Below are 20,210 nucleotides of genomic sequence, written 5' to 3'. Positions count from 1 at the left end.
TTTTTCTAGAATTTTCACCGTTGCTTGTTAGCTGTAATGTCTATCCCAAGAAAACCTTTTTTGCTCTGGTAATCCATCGTGAAACGAATTTATCGAATTCCAACCAGAGATAAGACTGAATTAAACCTAAACCTGTGAGTAAGGTTATGAAATATACCTTCCACAGCGGAGTGCCATCCTTGATTAACTGATAATGCTGCTCTTGCAAATCACCCAGCCACTCTTCTTGAAATTGTATTGGAACGATATTTTCAATAAAAGCAATGAACCGAGCATTCGTATCTTCTTCTAGTATGGCTGACCGTGCTATGTAAACCTTCGTTCCAAATAGCAAAAGCTGTAAGAAGCAGTAACTAAACAACAGATGGATGCCAAACGGAACTTTGAGAAAAATAACATCAGTCACCAGAATGAAGATACCAGGAAAAAAAATGGCAACTACGGAATTTAGAATCATTTTACTGCCTTTTTCTAGCGCTGTATCTCGACCATCATAAAAATAATGAAAAACTCCATAAGACATAAAAAGAAGTGCCACAACAAGTATAAAAGTGGCAGGAAAAAACAGAAATATTCCAAATAGCGTCTTTGCTAGGGTATGATTAGATAAAAGGCAGACTATACCCAGCATATCACCAATAATAAAGCTGAAGAAAATTAATGAGATGATACCTATGCTGGCGATTATAAGTTGGTCTTTGGTTAACAACGTTTTCTCGTTCATCTTATACCCCTCCCCAAGCTGGTTCCCACCCAGCCACATCGTTGAGAAATTGCTTTTTATCTGCCAGAACTTTCATACCTAACCCTGTAATTCTGTAGTACCTCCGCCGCGCACCTCCTCTTTCTTCCGGTGTCTCATCACCCCAGCGTGCTTCTAAATAGCCTTTCTCCTCTAGCTTGTGGAGGGTTGGGTACAGGGAACCAAAGCCGAGTTTAATTTTCCCGCCACTCGCCTCCTTCACCGCCTCAATAATCTCCAGGCCGTAACGTTCGCGGTGAAAGACTGATGTGAGTACAGCTTCTTCTTTTGGCGACAAATCAAAAATGCTATCTTGATTGTTTTTCATACTCTCCTGTCATTTGATGTTCATCTCATGTCTAATGGTATATCAAACTATTTGATAGTGTCAAGGGACTTTAAGATCGAGTTGCTGAAGCTAGCGTTCGCTTGTCAGATCGCTTATGCCACGGACATTTCAGGATTGGAGGCAGATGAGTAGGAAGCGATCGCCCTTTATGCTATTCTATAAGTAGATACGTTTTGTATATACAATTTCTGCCGTTTGAATATGACTATCTCGCCCAAACGACTTGAAGAATTAGAAAATATTCCAGAATCTGCGATCGATACCTCTGATATTTCTGAGTTAGATGCGAGTTTTTGGGAAACAGCTAAACTGGTAAAACCGCTAACAAAACAAGCTATTTCTTTAAGAGTCGATCGCGATGTATTAGATTGGTTTAAAAGTCAAGGGAAAGGTTATCAATCTTTAATGAATGCTGTGCTGCGGTCTTATGTTGAACATCACGTAAAAAGCAGTGAATAAATGTGGATTATCCTCTGGATCATGCTGTATCAATTCCTGTGGTTTACCATTTAGCAAAAGCATTACTTACGAAGCACGATCGCCCTCACAACTCACTCAATAATGCTACAATCCTTAATATAGGTCGTTTAGCCACGATAAAATACCGCTATGACTACCCTCACCCTCAACCTAAACCCCATTATCAAGCTGACAGACGAGCAGTTTTTTCAACTCTGTCAGGAGAATGAAAATATTAGATTGGAACGCACGGCTAAGGGAGAATTAATTATCATGTCACCAGCAGGAGGAGAAACTGGAAGCAGCAATGCAGGATTAACGGCACAGATTTGGATTTGGAATCAGCAAAAAAAACTGGGTAAAGTGTTTGACTCTTCAACAGGTTTTAAACTTCCTAATAATGCAAATAGAGCGCCTGACGCTTCTTGGGTAAAATTAGAACGCTGGGATGCTTTGACTCCCGAACAACAAAAGAAATTCCCCCCAATTTGTCCTGATTTCGTCGTCGAGTTAATGTCTCCCAGTGATAGTTTGAAAGAAACTCAGGATAAGATGAAAGAGTATCGAGATAATGGTGCTGTTTTAGGTTGGTTAATTAATCGCAAGTCTCGACAAGTAGAAATTTATCGTCCGAATCAAGAAGTTGAAGTGTTAGAATCTCCAGTCACTGTATCAGGTGAAGATGTTCTCCCCGGATTTGTGCTGAATCTTGAGTCGATTTGGTAAAGTGCGATCGCACCTGTCCAATGTTCAATAGAGTAAAATAGAGTTAAAGTTCTCGTGGAGTATTGGCAATGGTTCAAACCCTGACGTACAGTAAAGAAGAGCTTGCAGGTTCTCACCTCGTTTTACATGATATCAGTTGGGAAACCTACGAACACTTGTTAGAAATATTTGCGGAACGTTCAACGCCGCGCATGACTTACTATCAGGGAACTTTAGAACTCATGGTACCTTTACCAGAACATGAGAGGTATAGCTGGACTCTCGGGCGGCTAATTGTAGCACTTTCTGAGGAAATTGGGATTGAAATTATCGGATTAAAATCATCTACTTGGCGTTCGGAACCGAAAAAAGCTGGCAACGAAGCTGATGAATGTTTTTATATCCAAAATGAAGCTTTAATGCGGGGAAAGTTAACTATCGATCTCAAAAATGACCCGCCGCCAGACTTAGTTGTGGAAATGGATTTGACTAGCTCATCTATTAATAAAATGGCGGTTTATGCGGAACTTAAAGTGCCGGAAGTTTGGATTTGGAAGAAAGGAAAACTAATAATTAACATTTTAACTGATACGGGTTATGCCGAGTCGGAAACGAGTTTGGCATTTGCCTCGTTTCCTGTCAAAGAACTCGCACAGTTTATGAATTTAGACTCAGAAAAGGGAGAGAATGCGAGAATTAGAGAGTTTAGAGAGTGGGTACGATCGCGCTTACAGAATCAGCTACCCTAGGGAAACGGTAGTGCCACCTCCGGCGCGAGCACGGATACGAACACGGCATAATACCCGGCGGTTGAAACCGCGTCTATACAGACAAAACCCGCCTCCGCGGGTTGAAGAAGACCGGGCAGTTGAAATTATCTTATTTTCTTCAGTCCGCGGAGGCGGACTTCGTTTGTGTAGACGCGGTTTCAACCGCCGTTTCATCTTTGCACATACTGTTTCATCACGGGATTCAAACTAAACAAAGTTATCTTTTCATCTTCTATTGCATCCAATAAAAACCGATTTCCCAGAGATCGCACTGCATTGACTATTTCTGACGGGGAAAATGGTATTTTGTTGAAAAATTGCGACACACCAACGGGTTCAGGTTGATTAGCCAGGTGAATCATCACTGCCAACTCTGCCGGAGTCAAACGCCCAAAAGGTTGAGATAATTGAAATTGCAGCGATTCATCTAAAATCGGCATTTCGCACTGCAAAAACTCCGCAACTCTCCCCCCAAATAACTCTCGAATCAGGGTTGCAGTCAACTCCAACCACAGAGGATTGCCTTGATAAATATCAATCAAAGTTTCCCATGTTTCCTCATCGGATAACTTTTGGGAGTTCAAAATCTCTTTAGCTGCTACTCCTAAACTTCCCAATACAAAACATCGCACGGGACGATTATCTTTTGATAATCTGGCAATTTCTCTGGGTTTTTCCCAACTATTCAATATCAAACAACTTTGATGACAAACTTCGGCAATAAGTTTAAAAAATAACTGATAATCTTCATATCCAGTTTTATATTGTCCCGCGAGTTGTCCGCTGCTAAAAAGCATCTGTACGTCATCGAGGACAATCAGACATCGATATTTTCGCAGGTAATCGAGGAGTTGGGAAATTTTGGTTTCGATGTTTTGGGGAATTTCGGATGGTTGGGAAAAGATTTGCAGCAGGTTGGTGAGGGTTGCGTCTAGGGTTGGGGAAAAGCGGAGGCTGCGATAGATGACGTAATCGAATTGGGTTTTGATGCGATCGATTAGGCTTAGGGAGAGGGTTGTTTTGCCGATTCCGCTGATTCCGAGGAGTGCAATGAGGCGTGTGCGATCGCGCGTTATCCTGTTTTCGAGGGTGGAGAGTTCAGAAGTGCGATCGAAAAAGGTGAATATTTCCGGTGCGTCGCCTAAGTCTATGTGGAGTTGTTTAGGAGTTTGTGGGGAGTTTTGGGAATTTGTTGGACTTCTCGCCCTTTCTTGGCAAATATTGACGTTATTAATTTCTACAAAATTCTTGCCTATAGGTGATGAAATATTGTAAATTTTACCACTATCTAATATTGCTCGAAAATTTCTTTTAGTAATATCTTCTCCGAATCCCTCTGAGAGTATTTTCCATAATTCCGAACCAATATCTCTGGTATGACCTTCGCTGGAATGAGTCTCTTCAGCAATTTGTGGGTATGTCCGACCTTGGAATGTCCCTTCAAGGATAGCTTTTTGCAGATAGTCTATATGTTCTCCCGTCTTCGCGAAGATTAGTTCGTCGGCGAGTTTTAAGACTTCTGCGATGTCCATAAGTCAGTCGTGTGCTGGGATTTGTCGTATTATATCCGATCTTTCCGACATTTCCGACAAGATTCCGACATTTCCGATCTGCTTGTCTGAGGAAAGTCCCGACATTACCGATATACAAGAGTTACCTTTTGCTAGACAATATATACAAATACTTAATAATTCTTCATTATTCCTCTAATTGGTCAAGTATGAATACTTATACAGTCATCATGCTAGGGCCACGCGGCTCAGGCAAAACGGTATTTTTAGCTAGTATGTACAATCAGTTATGTACCCAAGGGGAAGGAGGCTTTTTTCTGGAGCTTGAAAGTGTAGAAAAAAGCAAACAATTACACGATATTTATACACAAATAGCTTTTGAAGAAAAGTGGCCACTTGGAACACGACGCAGCGAAGTATCAGAATGGACTTTCACTTGTCGCGTACAAACGAAGGATCTGCCTATCTATCCAGCTTGCAAGTTCACCTATTTAGATTATGCAGGTGGTTTGTTAACTGACCAGACAGACGAAGATGATCCGAAATTTGATGAGCAAGTCAAGAAAGCAGATGCTTTACTTGGCTTGCTGGATGGTCAAAGACTTTGTGCGTTGATGCAAAATGAAAAACTAGGCCAAAAGTGGGCAGTCAACGAGCTACCTAGAATTCTCAGCATCATGCAAAAAACTGGCAAACCGATCCATTTTATAATCAGCAAGTGGGATATTGTAGAAAAGAAATACACCCTCGAACAGATACGGGATTGTTTGCTGAAAGAAATTCCACATTTTAAAAATTTAGTCTTTAATTATAACAAGGCTGGAAAACCAATTAGATTAATTCCTGTGAGTGCAGTGGGTAAAGACTTTGTTACTATGAAACCAGATGGCAGTATGGAAAAAAATCTGAACATATTGCCCCAACCCTTTCAAGTAGAAATTCCTTTAGCTTGCATCCTGCCCGATTTAATTCAAGCTGATTGCAAAGAGGCCATAGACAAAATGAGAGAAGAACTTAACAGTCCGATCGAAGTTAAGGCAAATCTAAAATGGTGGGAGCAAGTGGGTCAAGTTGTTGGCGGAGGGCTAAAAGCAGCGCAAGACATCCTACCTATCCTAGGGGACTTATTCCTACCTAGAAAATATACAGCCTTGCAGGATGTAGTCCTAAAGATGGTTGAATTTGCTAGTGAATATGCGGAAGCACCAGCCAAGCAAAAGCAAGAAGCAGCAGATAGAAGATCCGAAGAATTAAGTAAGGAACGAGAAGAATTATTTAAGAAAGTAGAGGATGAAGAAACGGCTTTCAAATACGCTCTTAATTGTTTCCTATCTGTTCAAAATGACCTTTATCGCAAATTTCCAGAATCAGATTTAAAATTGCCATGAAAAATACTACAGCTTGGAGTTTTTTGGTTGGTTGTAATCAGTCTCTTGACTACCGAACAGTGGTCGCCCCAAATTTCATGTGTGAGTCTGGTATAGCTGGTTTACTTGCTAGAGTAACAGAAGGAGACTTGACGGAAAAAGGAACAGCATTCTACCGAGAAATTCATAACTCTAAAGTCGGAGATATAACTTTGATTTTCCGAGTAATAGAGGCAATAGCAGAAGATACTGGCATTTCAGGTAACGGCGTTCTCAAAGACCTTTTTGGTAGAGAAATTTATTTAATAGAAGGCATCGCTCTAAAAGGAATAGTGCCAAATATTGTGACGACTGCGAACAATCTGGAAGAAGCTCACAAGCGGGTTTTAGGAGATTATAGTAAGTTTTGGGAGGCTGAGGATTCGGTTTCTGCTGTTGCTTCAGACTCTTTTACATTGCAGATCAAAGGAGAAGAAACGGGTTTAAAATATAACAAACTTAAGCCTTACGTCGCAGGTAATAAGGTTGCAGCTACTAAGTGGGAGCGCCTGTATCCAGAACCACAACGTTTTGAAGGTGCAATTCACTCTATTGCAATTTTTCCAGATGGAAAAAATATTGCTATCCGATATGGCGATCGCAAAATTGTTGTTTGGAGTGTGCAGGACAAACAAGAACTCTATTCCTTGTCAAATTTAAGGGGGCTGACAGGAGGGTATCCCACTCCGATCGCGATCGACCCCACAGGGCATTTCCTTACAACTGCTATGATTGAGAACATCGATCAAAATAAAGTCAAAGTGTGGGACTTGGATGCAAGGGAACATAAAGATATAGGAAACTTAGGAATAGGTTTGGCTCATAGAGTTACATCAGTAGCCTTTACCCCCGATAGTAAAACAGTTATTATTGGGAGTGCTGATAGTAGGATTAAGTTGTTAGATGCTAGAGCAGAAGGGCTAGAAATTGGTACACTGTCAAGCCATGCTGGGCAGGTAAAATGTCTGGCTGTTGATTTGAATAATTGGTTTCTTGCTAGTGGGGACAGCAAGGGAGAAGTTAGACTCTGGAATTTACGAACTCACAAACAAGTTATACTTATTCAAGGACATTCACTGCCTGTTAATTCACTAGCTTTTAGTCCAGACGGTCAAACGCTTCTTAGTGGAAGTGATGACCACACAATCAAGTTTTGGAATGTAAAAACAGGCGATAATTCTAATGTTTTGGAATTCGATTATGACATTACATCAGTAGTTTTTAGCTCTGATGGGAATTTGTTTGCAACTGGAGACTACGGCGGTAATATCCAAATTTGGGATTTCCAAAGTAAGAAAGATATTTTTAAGGAGCGCGTACATTCCGCAGCAGTTACTTCAGTAGTTTTCAGTCCCGACGGGCGTACTCTGATTAGTGGCAGTAAGGATAGTACAATTGCAGTGTGGCAGCAAAAATAGGCTATACTTTCAGTTCATCATTAAAGTAGTACATCAGAATAGCAATTTAGTATCGAGAGAAGTGAGTGAAGCGCAGCTATCCCGTAGGGAATCGCCCTTATCTTCCTAAAGTGCGATCGCCTTCATGCCGAGTTTTTGATGAACTTCCACAGGTTCAAGACTGTTTTCTCCTGATTGTTTACGCTTCATTGACTCTAACAATTTCAGCTTAACTTCTTCCTTAACTTCTAAACCTGCATCAGCATCGCCCAAATATTCTTCTAAACACTGTTCAACGGTATGTCGAATCAAGTCCCGCAGTTGCTCAACTGTCATATCTTTGACTTGCATCTTAATCTCCTAGTCTGTGGGATTATCAATAAATAATAGCAACTTTAGTACAGTTGTCTCTGTAACTGAGCTATCCATTTCATGAATTTCGTTCCCGATCGACATATTCTTGAGCATCAATCCCATGCCAAATTTCCTTACCCAAACCTGATAATTCTAAAATACTGCGCTTGGGTGATAGAATCACCCGTTGACGAATATGTGTAAACAATTCAGAGATGAGTCGCATTTGCTCATCTGGTGCAAGTTTGAGAACCTGATTCAGTACCGTGCTGTAAGTAGACATAGACTCTGCATTAAGATTTTTGGGCTGATTGTCATTATAGCAATTTAGGATCGAGGGGACTGCGCGCGATCGCAGCTATCCCGTAGGAAATCGCCCTTATCTTCCCTGCATTGCGCCCTAATACACTTCACGACGATGAGCAATAACAGTCACAACCACCCGCTTTTGCTCCTCATCAATGTCATAAACAACCCGATAATCTCCAACGCGATAGCGATAGTATCCAGCTAAGTCGCCTTTGAATTGCTTAATATTTGGATGACTGCGAGGGTCAGTTTTCAACATTTCAAAACATCGATCTAGCTTGCGTTGTAAAGAAGCTGATGCTTCTTCAAAAAACTCCTGAGCATCAAAGCTAAGAACCACTGAATAAAAATTCAGATTTTCATCAGTATTTTCGTTTGAGTTGCTCAACGGTCGTCACCTTACCTGCTGCTACATCCTTTTTGGCTTTATTAAATGCTTCAACAAAGCCTGGAATTTTCAATAATTCCACCGTAGCTTCATTGCTTTCACGTTCTGCTAAATAAGCTAAAAAATCAGCCACAACGAGCAGCCGTTCAGGAGATAAGCTATCTATCGATTGCTTAAGGTTCTGGCGAAGTTCTTGAGTTTTCATAGTTCATAGCTATTGAAAATTATTAGAGCTACTTGCCTGATTATACCAGATAGTCTGAAATTCACCAAAGTGCGATCGCCCATCTTTACTTAAGTCTCAAACGGGTTAATCAGTGTGAGTTCAGCAATCCACCGAAAATCCCCTATATTTACTGCCTAATCTGCGCGTGTTCTGGTTGAGAAGCGTAGATAATATTACTGTCAAGCAGCATTATTCATCCCTGCCTGGAAGTGGACGATCTTGACGCAATTCTCGCTGCCATTCCACAGGATCGATAATATCAGCAAAGACATTACTTGCTGCAATTTTTTCCAATATTTCAACTATTCTCTGACGGCGAAGCTCAGCACTTAAAGTCGATCGCTCTTCTTGCAAAGTAACGTAAACTTTGACAGGCTCATCGCCCTGTTTTGGAACCTCATTAGCCCATTCTAAAAGGTTTCCCTTCAATATAGCCTCAAATATTCGCTGCATAGCTAATATCAACTATTCTCTATTTTTACTATTATAGCTGAATCGAGCATCATAGACTTCTCCCCGGTTCATACAGAAGATTCTCCCAATTGCAACGCTTCCCAACTCGCTACCGCAAACTCAGCCTCCATCTGTAGCACTTGAGCTTGATACTCTGGATCTTGTGCCATTTCAATCAGTGCTGCATCAATTTCCGATCGTTTATCCTGAGTTTGGGTTGTTACCCGATCGCGCATCAAAGCTGACAATACTTCTAAAAGCTGCTGTTGCTCGTCAGGAGTGAGACTTTGAGCCTGACTCAGTACCTCGCTATAAGTAGACATAGGCTTTATGTTGAGATTTTTTGGCTGATTGTTATTATAGCAATTTAGGAGCTAGGGAAGCGCGATCGCCTTTATCTTTCCAAAGTGCGATATTATTCATCCCTACCAGGAAGTGGACGATCTTGACGCAACTCTCGCTGCCATTCCACCGGATCGCTAATATCCTCAAAGACATTACTTGCTGCAATTTTTTCTACCAACAGCTTCAATTTGAGTTCTTGGGAGGATATCCCCCGATCGCGACCAGCTTTATAATCTTGCCAAGCAGCTTCACTCTCTGCTATTTCTTCTGCTGAAATCACTTCATCATCTTCTGCAACTTCTTCTCGTAACTGAATCATTTTTTTCAAGTCTTCTAATAACCGCAGTTGGTCTGCAAGCGTGAGGCTTTTAACTTGATTCAGTACCTTGCTATAAGTAAACATAGACTTGGTTGTAAGAGTTTTTGCTTGCTCTCTATTATATCTCAATTTACAATTCTGGGAAATGCGATCGCCCTTTTATTCCCAAAGTGCGATCGCTCTTATACTATCTTGCACAATTTGTTGGCTGCTGCGAATTCACCTCAAAGGCGATCGCAAACTCCACTTGCGGCAGCAATCTTTTGATAATCCGCAAGTGTTCCTCGGCGTCGTTTCGGCGGCGAAAACGCGCAACTGTCAGGCGTTGCAGGTTGGGCAGGTGACGGTAAATCACCCACGGGTAAAGTTGTTGTTTGTAGTTCATCGTTGTTCTGTCATAGATTGCGAGCAAAATGAGACACTAGAAAGGCAGGGCTGATTTCCCGTACTCTGCCCTTTTGCTGTCTATATAGACATAGTGTCTGGACAAAATTGTTTTGTCAAGCGGTCTAGACACAATGTCACATTTTGTAATGATTAAGCGAAGACAACCTCAAGAAGAAGCTGGCGAATCACTGCTGAAAAAACTGAGAGATGAGTTAGGAATGTCCCAAGAAGAATTTGCTCGGCAAATTGGGACATCGGTACGCACTGTGAGTCGCTGGGAAGCCGGAGATAACGTGCCGACATTCACAATTGCCCAGATGAAAGCTTTGGCAAATTTTTTGCGATCGCGTGGGTTAACTCTTGATGACTTGCCCGATCGCTTTGGCCCGCCTGAGTGAGGAGGTGAGAAAAATAGGATACGATCGCCCTCGATTTGCCTTCGATCGAACGAAAGAGGAGTATTTTCGCAGAGCGATCGCCCTTGATACTATATTATAAATAGATGGGAATATTGAGCCATGAATAACGTCAATTATGCTGGAATGAGCGATCGCAAATTAAAGCGATACATTCTCACCTACAGAGACGATCGCAAAGCTTTCTATGCCTATGTAGTGACTTTCAAAGCACAAACTATCGAGGAACTTCGCCAATAATTCCAAAGTTCGATCGACGATGATATAATTTTAATCCGCTGGTGAGGCTGCTGCACCATCTTCAAAGTTAAACTCATTTTCAATTGATGCAAAAAATTGGGAAATCTGCTCAGTCGATGTGATGTGATAAACACTTTTGGTACTTCGCGCCCGATCGATATATTCGCGATATTTTGGGTTCAAATATTTGTCGCACAACCAAAGCACGCGGTAACTGGTAAGCGAACTCTTTAATATTGGGGTGTTTTCCGGCCAGCCTGCGGGTGGTTTAAAGTAACCCGACATCAGTCTTTTAGTCACCCACCAGAAATGCACGTATAGCGGTAGATCGATAAAAACCAGGGTATCCGCCTCATCAAGTCGCAGCCAGAGGGTTTCTATGCAACCAAACCCGTCAATAACCCATCTGTCAGTCTGCAAAATTTCTTGATGGGCGCGCTTAAAATCTTCCTTTGGAACCTCAGCGCCGCCCGATCGATATTGAATCTTGTCTAAGATGTGAAGGGGTAATCCAGTGATGTCCGATAATCTCTTGCTGAGAGTGGATTTACCGCCTCCGGTGTTGCCAAATACTGCTACTTTTTGCATAGCTACTCCTGCGCCCGAGTTCAAGTTTAATTTTAGCCGATCGACTTTGCGAACAAGTCCAGAGCGCGATCGACTTTTCGATACCGCTGCATTCTACAATAATTGAAAATGGTATGATTCCCCGGGTTCCGGCTGCTAGCGGCGAGGTGCGTACATAATCACCAAAACGCCCAGCAATGCAATCCACCCTCCTAGTAAATCGTATTTATCAGGAGCAACGCGATCGACAATCGGGCCTATACAAAAAGCAACAAAGATTGCATCATATTATGTCCGATCGAATGTCTTGCTGCTAACATTAAATCATTGATTTTTCCAGGGATTACTGCGATGGCTAAGTCTAAAACTTACATTGGCAAATTAAAACCTCGATATTCCTTCATGCTGAACCCGTATAGCGATATCCGGTTGAGCAAATGCCCGAAGTGTGAAAAACTGACACATCTGCGGAAATTTGCTTTGTTTATCTGGATTGAGGGCCTGGGCCCACTCATACAGGGAAAAACCTGTCGCTACTGCTCGAAATGCGAGTTAATTATGGCGCATCAAGATGAATTGGAGGCAGAATTGATATTAGGCTTGCAGAAAATCGCACCGCAGGCGATCGGCAATGACTATTTTGTTGTCGGAACCTTCGATAAAAAGGTGTGGCAGGGCGGACTCAAAAATGAAGAGAATTATTTGAACTCGGAAATGTTCAACTATTTGGCTGATTTCAAAACAATGCTGGATTTGGAGGTTGAACCGGGAGGTTGGTATCTAGAGTAGGTATTCGATTTGGGGAGTTGCTGGTGCGATCGTAGGGAATCGTCTCTTATAATTAAAGACTTAGCATTTTATTTTTGAGCAGGTACGTTGTTGCGCTTGGGCGCTCTTTTTGGGATATTGGAAAGAGCGCTAAAGCGCAACAACGTACCTGGACTTAATAGTTGTAGCAGCGAGAGTTATTACTGGCGACGCACATTATATTTAGAAAATCAATGGGGTAGGCACGCACCATCCACTACCCCTACAAATTGATTTAAATCATTTAGGATTGCTATATAACTTTGCTTTTTCGCCAACGATCGCAGCGATGGGAACCGCATAATGAATTTCATCGCCTCGAAAATGCGCGCCAATCCCCAGACTGTCAACACCAATATCTTCTCTAAAAAGTTGTCGCAGCTTATCATCATCGCCGGGGTTGGGGAAAGAAGCAGCTAACTGCTGTTCTAGTTCCAATTCTACTTTATAAAATGCTAATTTGACATTTTGCAGATTCGCATCTGCGACTAATTTCGGCAACTCTTCCAGAGTCAAGGCGCGAGTATGAGATGGATCGCGCAGCTTCTCAATATAGTTGTAAGCATCCACTTTTTCCGGTGGCATTGCCACATCAGCAATCAAAATGCGATCGCCCGCGCGACACACCCGAACCATCTCCGACAGCACAACATCGGGCTGCAAGAAGTGATGGAAAGCGTAACGACTCAGCACAATGGAAAAACTATCATCGGGAAACGGTAGCGTTTCGATATCGCCTTGCAGCCACGAGAGATTAGTCAAGTTTTTTTGCTCTGCCAAAATCTGGGCTTGTTCTAGCATTGCCGGTGTTAAATCGATGCCCGTAACGCGATTGGAAACTGCCGCAAAAGCACACGCCACAATACCCGGGCCGCAAGCCACATCTAGAACTGTATCATTGTCAGATACGCTTGCCATCTTCATCAGTAAATCGAGAGACTCTTGATTTGTGTGCCCGTACAAGTTAGAGAATGGCACAGCTTGACGGGTGAACTGATCGATGATGGATTCGTGATATGCGGTCATAGTTAAATTATGTCATTTTTTATGACTAGCGGGTGTAGTAGGAGTGACTTTTGCCACTCCTACAAAATTTATCTTATCCTTGTGGATTTTGTAATACACCACCTGCGAGAGCAGTTAAAATCGCCACGCCAAAGGCCAGCCGGTACCACACAAACACCCACGTATTCTGAGTTTGTAGGAACTTCATCAGCCAGGCGATCGACAAATAAGAAAATACAAACGCCGAAATCGTTCCCACTGCCAAAGTCACAACTCCAGCGTCGCCGATTCCTTCTCCTAAAACACCCTTCAATTCCACTAATCCCACCAAAGTAATTGCCGGAATTCCCAATAAAAAAGAAAACCGCGCAGCCGCGCCTCTTTCCAATCCCATGAACAATCCTGCTGTTAAGGTGGAACCCGATCGCGAACACCCTGGAATCAACGCCATTGCTTGGGCTAATCCCATTAAAATACCGTCTTGAACAGTTAATTTTTCATAAGTGCGAGATCGCTTGCCAATTTTTTCGGCTGTTGCTAACAGCAGCGACATAAAGATCGAAGCAATGGCGATGCTGGCCAAACTCCTCAATGGCGACTTGTCAAAATCTGGAACCAATATCTTGATTAACAGCCCAAAAAAGAGTATAGGTATTGTTCCTAAACCAATCCCCAAGGCCATTTTAAATTCCTGTGATTCGTAGTCGCGCCGCATTACAGCGTTGACTGCACCAAAAGTTATAGCTGTCAAGTCTTTCCAGAAATACCAAAGCACAGCCACAATGCTGCCCAACTGAATCACAGCAGTATAAGCAACACCCGGATCGCCCCATCCCAGGGCGATCGGCACTACCTTCAAATGAGCGCTGCTACTGATAGGTAAAAACTCTGTTAATCCTTGTACAATTCCTAAAACAATCGTCTGCACTAGATTGAGTGGAGCGGGCCCGGAAACATCAGCAGCAGGCGTTTGGGCGAGGAGTGCATCAAGCAAAGCTATCATTAGTTATGAATTCCCGGTTGTCAGTTTCTAGTCATCAGTTGAATTTAACATCTTGCACCCTTCTCAGAAGCGAGAAGCCCGCGCCACAATAAATTTATTTATTGTCGGGTTGGCACTTCCAGCTAGTTCCTGAAAATGCGATCGCAAACGGTGTTCTGGAGTCAGTAGAATCACCGTGCGATCGCTACAACAAGCAAATTATCATAGTCTATCCAAAACTACCCTAACCTACTCAGGAACATTTGCATACAGTTGCTGATACAATTAGGAAAGTTTTTCCATCTGATTTCGCCAGCCTACAGCAACTGCCAACAACTTATGATATTTCCCGAATCCCAAAAATTAATTGTTACTGCTGCTTCTGGCATCAGCTCGCTGCGGAGAATCTTCTCAGCCAGTCTGTTAACTGTGACGCTGGCACTTAGCTTGATACTGCTCACCGGTCAGCCGCCCGCCTTCGCAACACTCACGGACGATCGCTTCGACGGCACCATCTTCGCTCTCTACGCCGGCAACGGTTCCCTCGTTCCTCCTAAAGTCAAGCTCACAGATTCTTTCAACCGCAAAAAACCCGCATTGTTAGTTTTTTACACTGACGACAGTAGCGACTCCAAGCAATACGCGATCGTTGTCTCAAACCTCCAGGAATTTTACGGCCGCGAAGCAGATTTTATGCCGATAAGCATTGACTCTTTGCCTTCGCAACCGTCACCAAAAATAACCGAACCCGGTCATTATTACGAAGGTTTCGTACCTCAAACTGTCATCCTCGACCAATCGGGAAAAGTAGTTTTTAATGAAAAAGGACAAATACCTTTTGAGAAGGTAGATGATGCCTTTCGGAAAGTATTCGACTTGCTTCCTAGAGAAAAATCGCTCCCGCTCAAGCGCCGTGTCGTGAACGAACTTAACATCGAATTGTCCAATAAATAGCTAAGGATCGCGAATTAAATAAGTTACAATTTTTATTGTTATTGTGGGATGGGCGTCCCGCCCGTCCAAAAAGAGCGGGCGGGACACCCCACAAACTTGTGTAAGTTATTTAATTCTCATTCCTAATAGCTAATCGCCTATTCAGGACTTACGCAATTTTATATAGGACGAACGGGTAGCCAGAAACCCGGTTTTTCACCAAAATATATCGTTGCAGGGCTGAATTCTGCCAAAAACCCGGTTTCTCGACTCTGACGAACGGGTAGCCAGAAACCGAGTTTTTTCACCAAAATTATTGGTTACAGCCCGTAATTCTGCCAAAAACCCGGTTTCTTGAGTCGGAGTGCGATCGCGAACTGTGCTATTTTTTTCACGAATTATCAACAGCATCAAATGAAGCAAATTATAAAAATATTATTAATGGCTGTTTTGACTGTACTTTTAGTTTTAGAAGCAGCCGAAGCAGGGCGATCGATAATTAGTGCTTTTGCCGATAGTAGTTCCCGCAAACCCCTAGCTTTAGAGCGACATACAGGCGTCGCCTACCTCGAACCAGTGCAGTGTACGGGTTCGGTGTTAACCGGAGGATTGTACGTACTCACGGCCGCCCACTGCCTCAATGAAGGCGGGGTCAAGGTTCCTGCTGGAACTGCTGTAACGGCAACTTTTAAATTGCCCAGCGGTCAAGTTACTATCCCTGTTAGCAACTATTATATCCATCCGGGATGGACTGGTTACGAATCAGAAGTCGGAAACGATATTGCTATTTTAAAGCTTAAAAAAACCGCACCGCGTACTGTGGAACAGTACGAAATTAACAGGAATAAAAATGAAATTGGCAAAGTGTTTACAAAAATTGGCTATGGATATATCGGCCTGGGTAATAAAGGACAAAATGAGAATTATAATTCTGAGGCGAAACGATATGGAGGTCAAAACCGCTACGATGCACTAGGCGAAATATTCAAAAGTTCTACTGAATCTGATATGTCTGAATTAGTCTTGGGGAGTCAGTTAATTTTTGATTTTGATGACGGAACCGCCGAACACGATAGTTTGGGGAGGCATTTTCCTAAATTAGCCGATCGCGGTTTGGGGAAAAATGAAATAGCTACGGCTAGCGGAGATTCGGGCGGGCCTTCGTTTGTTGACGGGAAAATTGCGGGGATTAGTTCTTGGGGTTATAGCGATCGCGGATTTTTCAAAACAAATATCGGCGATATTGATAAAATTGACGATAATGGCAGTTTTGGCGAAATTTCCGGCGACACGCGGGTATCATTTTATGCTAATTGGATTGACAAAGTGACAGGTGGAAGATAGAAGGTAGAATTTAAAATATAGACATCAATTGTTTAAACTTTAAACCATGAGTAGAACCTTAATTCCTGTGATTCTGGCCGGCGGTAAAGGCGAACGTTTTTGGCCGCTGAGTCGCAAGCAGCGCCCCAAACAGTTTCTCAGTCTCGACGGTAGCGGCAAGAGTTTGCTGCAAGCTACAGCCGATCGACTATTAACATTAGGTAACGGCTGGGAAGATTTGTGGGTAGTAACATCGGAAATGCTGGCCGACGGAGTGCGGGAACAATTGCCGCTGCTACCTCCTGAGAATTTGCTGGCGGAACCGGAAGGCCGGGATACTGCGCCGGCGGTGGCTTGGAGTGCGATCGAAATTGCGAAACGTTACGGTGAGGATGCGGTTGTCGGGTTTTTCCCGGCGGATCACTGGATTGGGGAACCGGAGGAGTTTGTCAAGACTTTGGAGGCGGCGGCTGAATTGGCGACAAAGGAAAGTGCGATCGCCACTTTGGGAGTCAAGCCGAGTTATGCTTCTACTGGTTACGGCTACATCGAACAAGGCGAGGAAATTGGCAGTTTTGGCGGTTTTCCGGCCTATCGTGTGGCTAGGTTTACAGAAAAGCCCGATCGCGCCACCGCCGAGGAATTTGTAGCCAGCGGCAAGTTTAGTTGGAATGGCGGAATCTTTGTATTTAAAGTTGGCACTGTCTTGACAGAATTGCGAAATCATGTGCCGGAAATGATGGCAGCTTTGGAAGCAAAAGGCGCTGCTGCTTACTCGGAATTGCCGAAAATTAGCATCGATTACGCGCTGATGGAGAAGACGCAAAAAGCCTGTGTATTACCTGTAGGCTTTAGTTGGGACGATTTGGGTGACTGGAATGCGATCGCCCGTTTGTTGCAAGGAGACAAGCCGAATGTCGAGTTAGCAAAACACATCGGAATTGATACCAAAGACGCTATTTTCTATGCAGCGGATGAGAATGAAGTCATCGTCACCATCGGTTTAGAAGATGTCGTCGTTGTCAGAGATGGTAATGTGACTTTGATTGTGAAAAAAGACAGGACGCAGGAGATAAAACAGGTGATTAAAGTATTGGGAGAAGATGAGAAATTGAAAGATTTACTGTAACTAATTCCGTAGGGACACGGCACTGCCGTGTCCTTACTCGATATCTATAATTCTAGAATTACATAATTTCTACTAAATCCAACACAAAACCCGGCAGTACATCTTCCCCTGAAAGAGTGGCAGGATTTTGGAGAATTTCCACATCTTGACCGGGGCGATAAATTTCTACCCGCCGATTTTGCCTGTCAATTAACCAACCCAATCTCGCACCGTTATCTATATATTCTTGCATTTTATCTTGCAGCTTTTTCAACGAATCAGTCTTTGAGCGCAACTCAACTACAAAATCGGGACATAAAGGAGCAAAACTGTCTTTTTGTTCCGGTGTTAAAGCATCCCACCGTTCTTTTTTGACCCAAGAGGCATCAGGAGAGCGATCGGCACCATTACGGAGGGTGAAACCTCCAGAAGAGTCAAAGGCAACTCCTAGATTATTTTGCCTGCTCCAGGCTTGAAGTTGATACGATAGATCCATATTGCGCTTGCTAGTTTCGCTGCCCGTTGGTGGCATAATAATTAACTCCCCTGATACTGTACGTTCAAATTGATAATCGCGGTTGTTCTGACAAAGCTGAAAAAATTGCTCGTCAGTTAAGTCTATGGATAATTCGATCGAGGTTGCAGGAGATTGGATGGCAATCATGTTTTTTATTGGGTTTGAAACACATTGAGAATTTGGCTTGTAATAACTTACTAATTCAAGTCTTTGACACAATTTTTCAACTCAATAATTTTAATTATAAAAAGATCGTGTCTGGTTTAACTGTAATATTAGCATGAGGATTAATGCCACCGCCAAAAACCGTAGCTTGCGGGGCGGAACGCCATCGCCCTCCCCCACACCCCAAAGTACGCGCGGCGCAGCTATCCCCAGCAGGAATTGCACCCATTCCCGCTATTTCTACCAAAGTTATTCCTCAAGACCAAGGTCAGCTTGGTTAACAGCGCTATCCTAGTAGTTATATAGCCCTTAAACCCGATCGACCCGGAGGCCACCACGTGTTCAGCCTAGTTCAAAACACTTCTCGCAAAGGAGAAATTCTAGAGGTCGTCTTCCGCAACGGTTGGGACTACATGAAAAGTCTCCTCACCGGCCGCAAAACCGACGCACCCAGTCTCCCAACTCCAGCGGTTCTCCGCAACATCCTCGTCGAATTAGGCCCAGTTTTTGTAAAATTGGGACAATTGTTGAGTACCCGTCCCGACCTTTTACCCGCTGCTTACATCGAAACCCTCTCTTCTTTACAAGCGGAAGTGCCGCCCGTATCATGGTTGGAAGTAGAAGCAATCGTCCGCCAGGAACTCAAACAGTCGATCGAAGAAACCTTCTCCAAATTTAACACTCAGGCGATCGCCGCAGGTTCGATCGCCCAAACCCACAAAGCTACCTTAAAAGACGGCCGCGAAGTCGCCCTAAAAGTTCAGCGCCCCGGTATTGATATTGTCATCGAACAAGACATCGCCGTGCTCCGAGGTTTAGCAGAACTTGTCATGCTGACAGACCTCGGTCAACAATACGATATTGTGGCCCTAGCAGAAGAATTTGCGATCGCCCTGCGTGCAGAATTAGACTTCATTCAAGAAGCCAGCTACACAGACGAACTGCGCCGCAATTTATCAAAAAGTCGCTGGTTTGATCCCACACAAGTTGTCCTCCCAGAAATTAACTGGGAATTAACTACAAAAAAACTCTTAGTCATGGAGTGGCTGAACGGAGTCCCAATTTTGTCAGGCGATTTGCAAGGAATTCGCCACAAAGGAGATATAAATGCCGAACGCGAAGAAATTACAACCCTGCTTTGCCGCGTTTTCTTCCAGCAGTTATATATTGACGGCTTCTTTCACGCAGACCCGCATCCAGGCAACTTATTTTATCTCAAAGACGGCCGGATAGCTTTGCTCGACTGCGGCATGGTCGGCAGATTAGACCCGCGCACCCAACAGAATCTGACAGAAATGTTGCTGTCAATTGTCGATTTAGATGCTCAGCGCTGCGCTCAATTAACATTGCAAATGGCAGAATTTGCTCAGCCTACAAGTTTAGCTAATCTAGAGAACGATTTGGCTCGAATGCTGCGGAAGTATTATAATGTCAGCTTGTCGCAAATGAACTTGTCGGAAATTTTTTATGAAGTGCTGGAAATCACTCGCAAAAATAAGATTAGGCTTCCCAGTAATCTCGGTTTGTATGCAAAAACTCTCGCTAATTTAGAAGGAGTAGCGCGTTCTTTTAATCCCAGATTTAATATTGTAGAACAGGTCAAACCGCTGATGACCGATATGTTTCGGCGTCAGTTATTAGGAGAAGACCCGGTGCAAGCTTTGCTGAGAACTGCTTTGGATCTAAAAAGCTTATCTTTACAATCTCCGCGACAGGTGGAAGTGCTTTTAGACCGAGTTACTTCCGAAACTTTGAAGTGGAACTTGACGCTAAAAGAACTCGACCCGCTGCGTCGCACTTTGGGGGATTCAGCCAACCGACTTTCTTTTAGTATTGTCGTGGGTTCGCTGATTATGGGAGCGGCAATTATCTCTTCTAACGCGCAAACTGCTCAACTATCTTTTTTGAGCAACGGTTTGTTTGGGGCGGCGAGTTTTTTGGGTTTTTGGTTGATTATTAGCATTCTCAGGTCTGGCCGTTTGCGGGGATGATTGGTACAAGATCAGTATGTGTTGTGGAACAGGCAT

Annotated in this window: 29 protein-coding genes; 13 read left to right on the top strand and 16 right to left on the bottom strand. The window is 43.3% G+C overall.

Going from position 1 to position 20,210, the window contains the following annotated elements; translation table 11 throughout:
• Positions 1-40 precede the first annotated feature (40 nt).
• Positions 41-724 (bottom strand): hypothetical protein, encoded by a 684-nt coding sequence (locus JGK36_RS09840; protein WP_293196781.1) that lies wholly within the window; start codon positions 722-724, stop codon positions 41-43.
• Between the two features lies 1 nt (position 725).
• Positions 726-1,070 (bottom strand): PadR family transcriptional regulator, encoded by a 345-nt coding sequence (locus JGK36_RS09835; protein ID WP_293196780.1) that lies wholly within the window; start codon positions 1,068-1,070, stop codon positions 726-728.
• A gap of 222 nt (positions 1,071-1,292) precedes the next feature.
• Between JGK36_RS09835 and JGK36_RS09830 the strand changes: the two genes are divergently transcribed.
• The 3 genes from JGK36_RS09830 to JGK36_RS09820 all read left to right on the top strand — a co-directional run bounded on the left by JGK36_RS09830 (position 1,293) and on the right by JGK36_RS09820 (position 3,004).
• Positions 1,293-1,550 carry a BrnA antitoxin family protein gene (locus tag JGK36_RS09830; protein WP_293196779.1) on the top strand — a complete coding sequence of 86 codons (258 nt, stop codon included), beginning with the start codon at positions 1,293-1,295 and terminating at the stop codon, positions 1,548-1,550.
• 150 nt (positions 1,551-1,700) lie between these two features.
• Entirely contained in the window at positions 1,701-2,276 is a 576-nt protein-coding gene (locus JGK36_RS09825) for a Uma2 family endonuclease (RefSeq protein ID WP_293176678.1), read from the top strand.
• Positions 2,277-2,344: 68 nt separating this feature from the next.
• Positions 2,345-3,004, top strand: a complete 660-nt coding sequence (locus tag JGK36_RS09820; protein ID WP_293176680.1) for a Uma2 family endonuclease — start codon at positions 2,345-2,347, stop codon at positions 3,002-3,004.
• Between the two features lie 191 nt (positions 3,005-3,195).
• Here the strand turns inward: JGK36_RS09820 and JGK36_RS09815 are convergent, their stop codons facing one another.
• Positions 3,196-4,557, bottom strand: coding sequence for an ATP-binding protein (locus JGK36_RS09815; RefSeq protein ID WP_293196778.1), 1,362 nt, complete (start codon positions 4,555-4,557; stop codon positions 3,196-3,198).
• A gap of 188 nt (positions 4,558-4,745) precedes the next feature.
• Between JGK36_RS09815 and JGK36_RS09810 the strand changes: the two genes are divergently transcribed.
• Together JGK36_RS09810 and JGK36_RS09805 are read left to right on the top strand one after the other, a co-directional pair.
• Positions 4,746-5,924, top strand: a complete 1,179-nt coding sequence (locus JGK36_RS09810) for a hypothetical protein (RefSeq protein ID WP_293176684.1) — start codon at positions 4,746-4,748, stop codon at positions 5,922-5,924.
• A complete protein-coding gene (locus tag JGK36_RS09805) occupies positions 5,921-7,360 on the top strand; it encodes a WD40 repeat domain-containing protein (RefSeq protein WP_293176686.1) in 1,440 nt (479 codons plus the stop codon). The genes JGK36_RS09810 and JGK36_RS09805 overlap by 4 nt, the downstream gene beginning before the upstream one ends.
• Positions 7,361-7,465: 105 nt before the next feature.
• Here the strand turns inward: JGK36_RS09805 and JGK36_RS09800 are convergent, their stop codons facing one another.
• The 8 genes from JGK36_RS09800 to JGK36_RS09765 form a co-directional block, all read right to left on the bottom strand.
• Positions 7,466-7,690: a hypothetical protein gene (locus JGK36_RS09800; protein ID WP_293176688.1), complete on the bottom strand. Its 225-nt coding sequence runs from the start codon at positions 7,688-7,690 to the stop codon at positions 7,466-7,468.
• 79 nt (positions 7,691-7,769) lie between these two features.
• Entirely contained in the window at positions 7,770-7,976 is a 207-nt protein-coding gene (locus JGK36_RS09795) for a hypothetical protein (RefSeq protein WP_293176690.1), read from the bottom strand.
• A gap of 117 nt (positions 7,977-8,093) precedes the next feature.
• Positions 8,094-8,390 (bottom strand): type II toxin-antitoxin system RelE/ParE family toxin, encoded by a 297-nt coding sequence (locus JGK36_RS09790; protein ID WP_293176692.1) that lies wholly within the window; start codon positions 8,388-8,390, stop codon positions 8,094-8,096.
• Entirely contained in the window at positions 8,365-8,595 is a 231-nt protein-coding gene (locus tag JGK36_RS09785; RefSeq protein ID WP_293176694.1) for a hypothetical protein, read from the bottom strand. Before JGK36_RS09785 ends, JGK36_RS09790 begins: the two co-directional genes overlap by 26 nt.
• 210 nt (positions 8,596-8,805) lie before the next feature.
• Positions 8,806-9,069: a hypothetical protein gene (locus JGK36_RS09780; RefSeq protein ID WP_293176696.1), complete on the bottom strand. Its 264-nt coding sequence runs from the start codon at positions 9,067-9,069 to the stop codon at positions 8,806-8,808.
• Positions 9,070-9,137: 68 nt separating this feature from the next.
• Positions 9,138-9,392 carry a CopG family transcriptional regulator gene (locus JGK36_RS09775; RefSeq protein WP_293176698.1) on the bottom strand — a complete coding sequence of 85 codons (255 nt, stop codon included), beginning with the start codon at positions 9,390-9,392 and terminating at the stop codon, positions 9,138-9,140.
• Between the two features lie 92 nt (positions 9,393-9,484).
• The gene (locus JGK36_RS09770; protein ID WP_293176700.1) at positions 9,485-9,817 is read right to left on the bottom strand and encodes a hypothetical protein; all 333 of its coding nucleotides are present in this window, start codon (positions 9,815-9,817) and stop codon (positions 9,485-9,487) included.
• 103 nt (positions 9,818-9,920) lie between these two features.
• On the bottom strand, positions 9,921-10,118 hold the full coding sequence (locus JGK36_RS09765; protein ID WP_293176702.1) for a hypothetical protein: 198 nt from the start codon (positions 10,116-10,118) through the stop codon (positions 9,921-9,923).
• 148 nt (positions 10,119-10,266) lie between these two features.
• Between JGK36_RS09765 and JGK36_RS09760 the strand changes: the two genes are divergently transcribed.
• On the top strand, positions 10,267-10,518 hold the full coding sequence (locus JGK36_RS09760; protein ID WP_293176704.1) for a helix-turn-helix transcriptional regulator: 252 nt from the start codon (positions 10,267-10,269) through the stop codon (positions 10,516-10,518).
• Between the two features lie 120 nt (positions 10,519-10,638).
• A complete protein-coding gene (locus tag JGK36_RS09755; RefSeq protein WP_293176706.1) occupies positions 10,639-10,776 on the top strand; it encodes a hypothetical protein in 138 nt (45 codons plus the stop codon).
• Between the two features lie 30 nt (positions 10,777-10,806).
• Here JGK36_RS09755 and JGK36_RS09750 read toward each other — a convergent pair whose 3' ends face one another.
• Both JGK36_RS09750 and JGK36_RS09745 read right to left on the bottom strand, forming a co-directional pair.
• On the bottom strand, positions 10,807-11,364 hold the full coding sequence (locus JGK36_RS09750) for an adenylate kinase (protein ID WP_293176708.1): 558 nt from the start codon (positions 11,362-11,364) through the stop codon (positions 10,807-10,809).
• Between the two features lie 135 nt (positions 11,365-11,499).
• A complete protein-coding gene (locus JGK36_RS09745; protein ID WP_293196790.1) occupies positions 11,500-11,622 on the bottom strand; it encodes a hypothetical protein in 123 nt (40 codons plus the stop codon).
• 72 nt (positions 11,623-11,694) lie between these two features.
• Here JGK36_RS09745 and JGK36_RS09740 point away from each other — a divergent pair, with 72 nt between their 5' ends.
• Positions 11,695-12,132: a hypothetical protein gene (locus JGK36_RS09740; protein ID WP_293200901.1), complete on the top strand. Its 438-nt coding sequence runs from the start codon at positions 11,695-11,697 to the stop codon at positions 12,130-12,132.
• A 258-nt stretch (positions 12,133-12,390) separates the two neighbouring features.
• Here the strand turns inward: JGK36_RS09740 and JGK36_RS09735 are convergent, their stop codons facing one another.
• Entirely contained in the window at positions 12,391-13,176 is a 786-nt protein-coding gene (locus JGK36_RS09735) for a methyltransferase domain-containing protein (RefSeq protein WP_293196776.1), read from the bottom strand.
• A gap of 73 nt (positions 13,177-13,249) precedes the next feature.
• On the bottom strand, positions 13,250-14,158 hold the full coding sequence (locus tag JGK36_RS09730) for an undecaprenyl-diphosphate phosphatase (protein WP_293196775.1): 909 nt from the start codon (positions 14,156-14,158) through the stop codon (positions 13,250-13,252).
• Between the two features lie 318 nt (positions 14,159-14,476).
• Between JGK36_RS09730 and JGK36_RS09725 the strand changes: the two genes are divergently transcribed.
• The 3 genes from JGK36_RS09725 (at position 14,477) to JGK36_RS09715 (ending at position 17,522) form a co-directional block, all read left to right on the top strand.
• Positions 14,477-15,091 carry a thylakoid membrane photosystem I accumulation factor gene (locus JGK36_RS09725; protein WP_293196774.1) on the top strand — a complete coding sequence of 205 codons (615 nt, stop codon included), beginning with the start codon at positions 14,477-14,479 and terminating at the stop codon, positions 15,089-15,091.
• A 393-nt stretch (positions 15,092-15,484) separates the two neighbouring features.
• The gene (locus JGK36_RS09720) at positions 15,485-16,414 is read left to right on the top strand and encodes a trypsin-like serine protease (RefSeq protein WP_293196773.1); all 930 of its coding nucleotides are present in this window, start codon (positions 15,485-15,487) and stop codon (positions 16,412-16,414) included.
• A gap of 46 nt (positions 16,415-16,460) precedes the next feature.
• Positions 16,461-17,522, top strand: a complete 1,062-nt coding sequence (locus tag JGK36_RS09715) for a mannose-1-phosphate guanylyltransferase (RefSeq protein ID WP_293176718.1) — start codon at positions 16,461-16,463, stop codon at positions 17,520-17,522.
• A 58-nt stretch (positions 17,523-17,580) separates the two neighbouring features.
• Here the strand turns inward: JGK36_RS09715 and JGK36_RS09710 are convergent, their stop codons facing one another.
• Entirely contained in the window at positions 17,581-18,165 is a 585-nt protein-coding gene (locus tag JGK36_RS09710; RefSeq protein ID WP_293176720.1) for a Uma2 family endonuclease, read from the bottom strand.
• Positions 18,166-18,308: 143 nt separating this feature from the next.
• Between JGK36_RS09710 and JGK36_RS09705 the strand changes: the two genes are divergently transcribed.
• Together JGK36_RS09705 and JGK36_RS09700 are read left to right on the top strand one after the other, a co-directional pair.
• Complete coding sequence (locus JGK36_RS09705) at positions 18,309-18,464, top strand: hypothetical protein (protein ID WP_293176722.1); 156 nt, start codon at positions 18,309-18,311, stop codon at positions 18,462-18,464.
• Between the two features lie 57 nt (positions 18,465-18,521).
• On the top strand, positions 18,522-20,174 hold the full coding sequence (locus tag JGK36_RS09700) for an AarF/ABC1/UbiB kinase family protein (protein WP_293196772.1): 1,653 nt from the start codon (positions 18,522-18,524) through the stop codon (positions 20,172-20,174).
• Positions 20,175-20,210 lie beyond the last annotated feature (36 nt).

Origin of the sequence: Microcoleus sp. PH2017_35_SFW_U_B, from assembly GCF_020737865.1 — a bacterium.
GTDB lineage: Bacteria > Cyanobacteriota > Cyanobacteriia > Cyanobacteriales > Microcoleaceae > Microcoleus.
This window is presented reverse-complemented; position numbering and strand designations above follow the sequence as displayed.

Bases quoted from the DNA above. Each gene is read 5' to 3' on its own strand.
- JGK36_RS09780 (WP_293176696.1), bottom strand. From the start codon at position 9,069: ATGCAGCGAATATTTGAGGCTATATTGAAGGGAAACCTTTTAGAATGG.
- JGK36_RS09755 (WP_293176706.1), top strand. From the start codon at position 10,639: ATGAATAACGTCAATTATGCTGGAATGAGCGATCGCAAATTAAAGCGA.
- JGK36_RS09715 (WP_293176718.1), top strand. From the start codon at position 16,461: ATGAGTAGAACCTTAATTCCTGTGATTCTGGCCGGCGGTAAAGGCGAA.
- JGK36_RS09775 (WP_293176698.1), bottom strand. From the start codon at position 9,392: ATGTCTACTTATAGCGAGGTACTGAGTCAGGCTCAAAGTCTCACTCCT.
- JGK36_RS09805 (WP_293176686.1), top strand. From the start codon at position 5,921: ATGAAAAATACTACAGCTTGGAGTTTTTTGGTTGGTTGTAATCAGTCT.
- JGK36_RS09765 (WP_293176702.1), bottom strand. From the start codon at position 10,118: ATGAACTACAAACAACAACTTTACCCGTGGGTGATTTACCGTCACCTG.
- JGK36_RS09830 (WP_293196779.1), top strand. From the start codon at position 1,293: ATGACTATCTCGCCCAAACGACTTGAAGAATTAGAAAATATTCCAGAA.
- JGK36_RS09705 (WP_293176722.1), top strand. From the start codon at position 18,309: ATGCCACCGCCAAAAACCGTAGCTTGCGGGGCGGAACGCCATCGCCCT.
- JGK36_RS09840 (WP_293196781.1), bottom strand. From the start codon at position 724: ATGAACGAGAAAACGTTGTTAACCAAAGACCAACTTATAATCGCCAGC.
- JGK36_RS09770 (WP_293176700.1), bottom strand. From the start codon at position 9,817: ATGTTTACTTATAGCAAGGTACTGAATCAAGTTAAAAGCCTCACGCTT.
- JGK36_RS09750 (WP_293176708.1), bottom strand. From the start codon at position 11,364: ATGCAAAAAGTAGCAGTATTTGGCAACACCGGAGGCGGTAAATCCACT.
- JGK36_RS09810 (WP_293176684.1), top strand. From the start codon at position 4,746: ATGAATACTTATACAGTCATCATGCTAGGGCCACGCGGCTCAGGCAAA.
- JGK36_RS09720 (WP_293196773.1), top strand. From the start codon at position 15,485: ATGAAGCAAATTATAAAAATATTATTAATGGCTGTTTTGACTGTACTT.
- JGK36_RS09760 (WP_293176704.1), top strand. From the start codon at position 10,267: ATGATTAAGCGAAGACAACCTCAAGAAGAAGCTGGCGAATCACTGCTG.
- JGK36_RS09730 (WP_293196775.1), bottom strand. From the start codon at position 14,158: ATGATAGCTTTGCTTGATGCACTCCTCGCCCAAACGCCTGCTGCTGAT.
- JGK36_RS09725 (WP_293196774.1), top strand. From the start codon at position 14,477: ATGATATTTCCCGAATCCCAAAAATTAATTGTTACTGCTGCTTCTGGC.
- JGK36_RS09710 (WP_293176720.1), bottom strand. From the start codon at position 18,165: ATGATTGCCATCCAATCTCCTGCAACCTCGATCGAATTATCCATAGAC.
- JGK36_RS09825 (WP_293176678.1), top strand. From the start codon at position 1,701: ATGACTACCCTCACCCTCAACCTAAACCCCATTATCAAGCTGACAGAC.
- JGK36_RS09820 (WP_293176680.1), top strand. From the start codon at position 2,345: ATGGTTCAAACCCTGACGTACAGTAAAGAAGAGCTTGCAGGTTCTCAC.
- JGK36_RS09735 (WP_293196776.1), bottom strand. From the start codon at position 13,176: ATGACCGCATATCACGAATCCATCATCGATCAGTTCACCCGTCAAGCT.
- JGK36_RS09815 (WP_293196778.1), bottom strand. From the start codon at position 4,557: ATGGACATCGCAGAAGTCTTAAAACTCGCCGACGAACTAATCTTCGCG.
- JGK36_RS09785 (WP_293176694.1), bottom strand. From the start codon at position 8,595: ATGAAAACTCAAGAACTTCGCCAGAACCTTAAGCAATCGATAGATAGC.
- JGK36_RS09740 (WP_293200901.1), top strand. From the start codon at position 11,695: ATGGCTAAGTCTAAAACTTACATTGGCAAATTAAAACCTCGATATTCC.
- JGK36_RS09800 (WP_293176688.1), bottom strand. From the start codon at position 7,690: ATGCAAGTCAAAGATATGACAGTTGAGCAACTGCGGGACTTGATTCGA.
- JGK36_RS09795 (WP_293176690.1), bottom strand. From the start codon at position 7,976: ATGTCTACTTACAGCACGGTACTGAATCAGGTTCTCAAACTTGCACCA.
- JGK36_RS09835 (WP_293196780.1), bottom strand. From the start codon at position 1,070: ATGAAAAACAATCAAGATAGCATTTTTGATTTGTCGCCAAAAGAAGAA.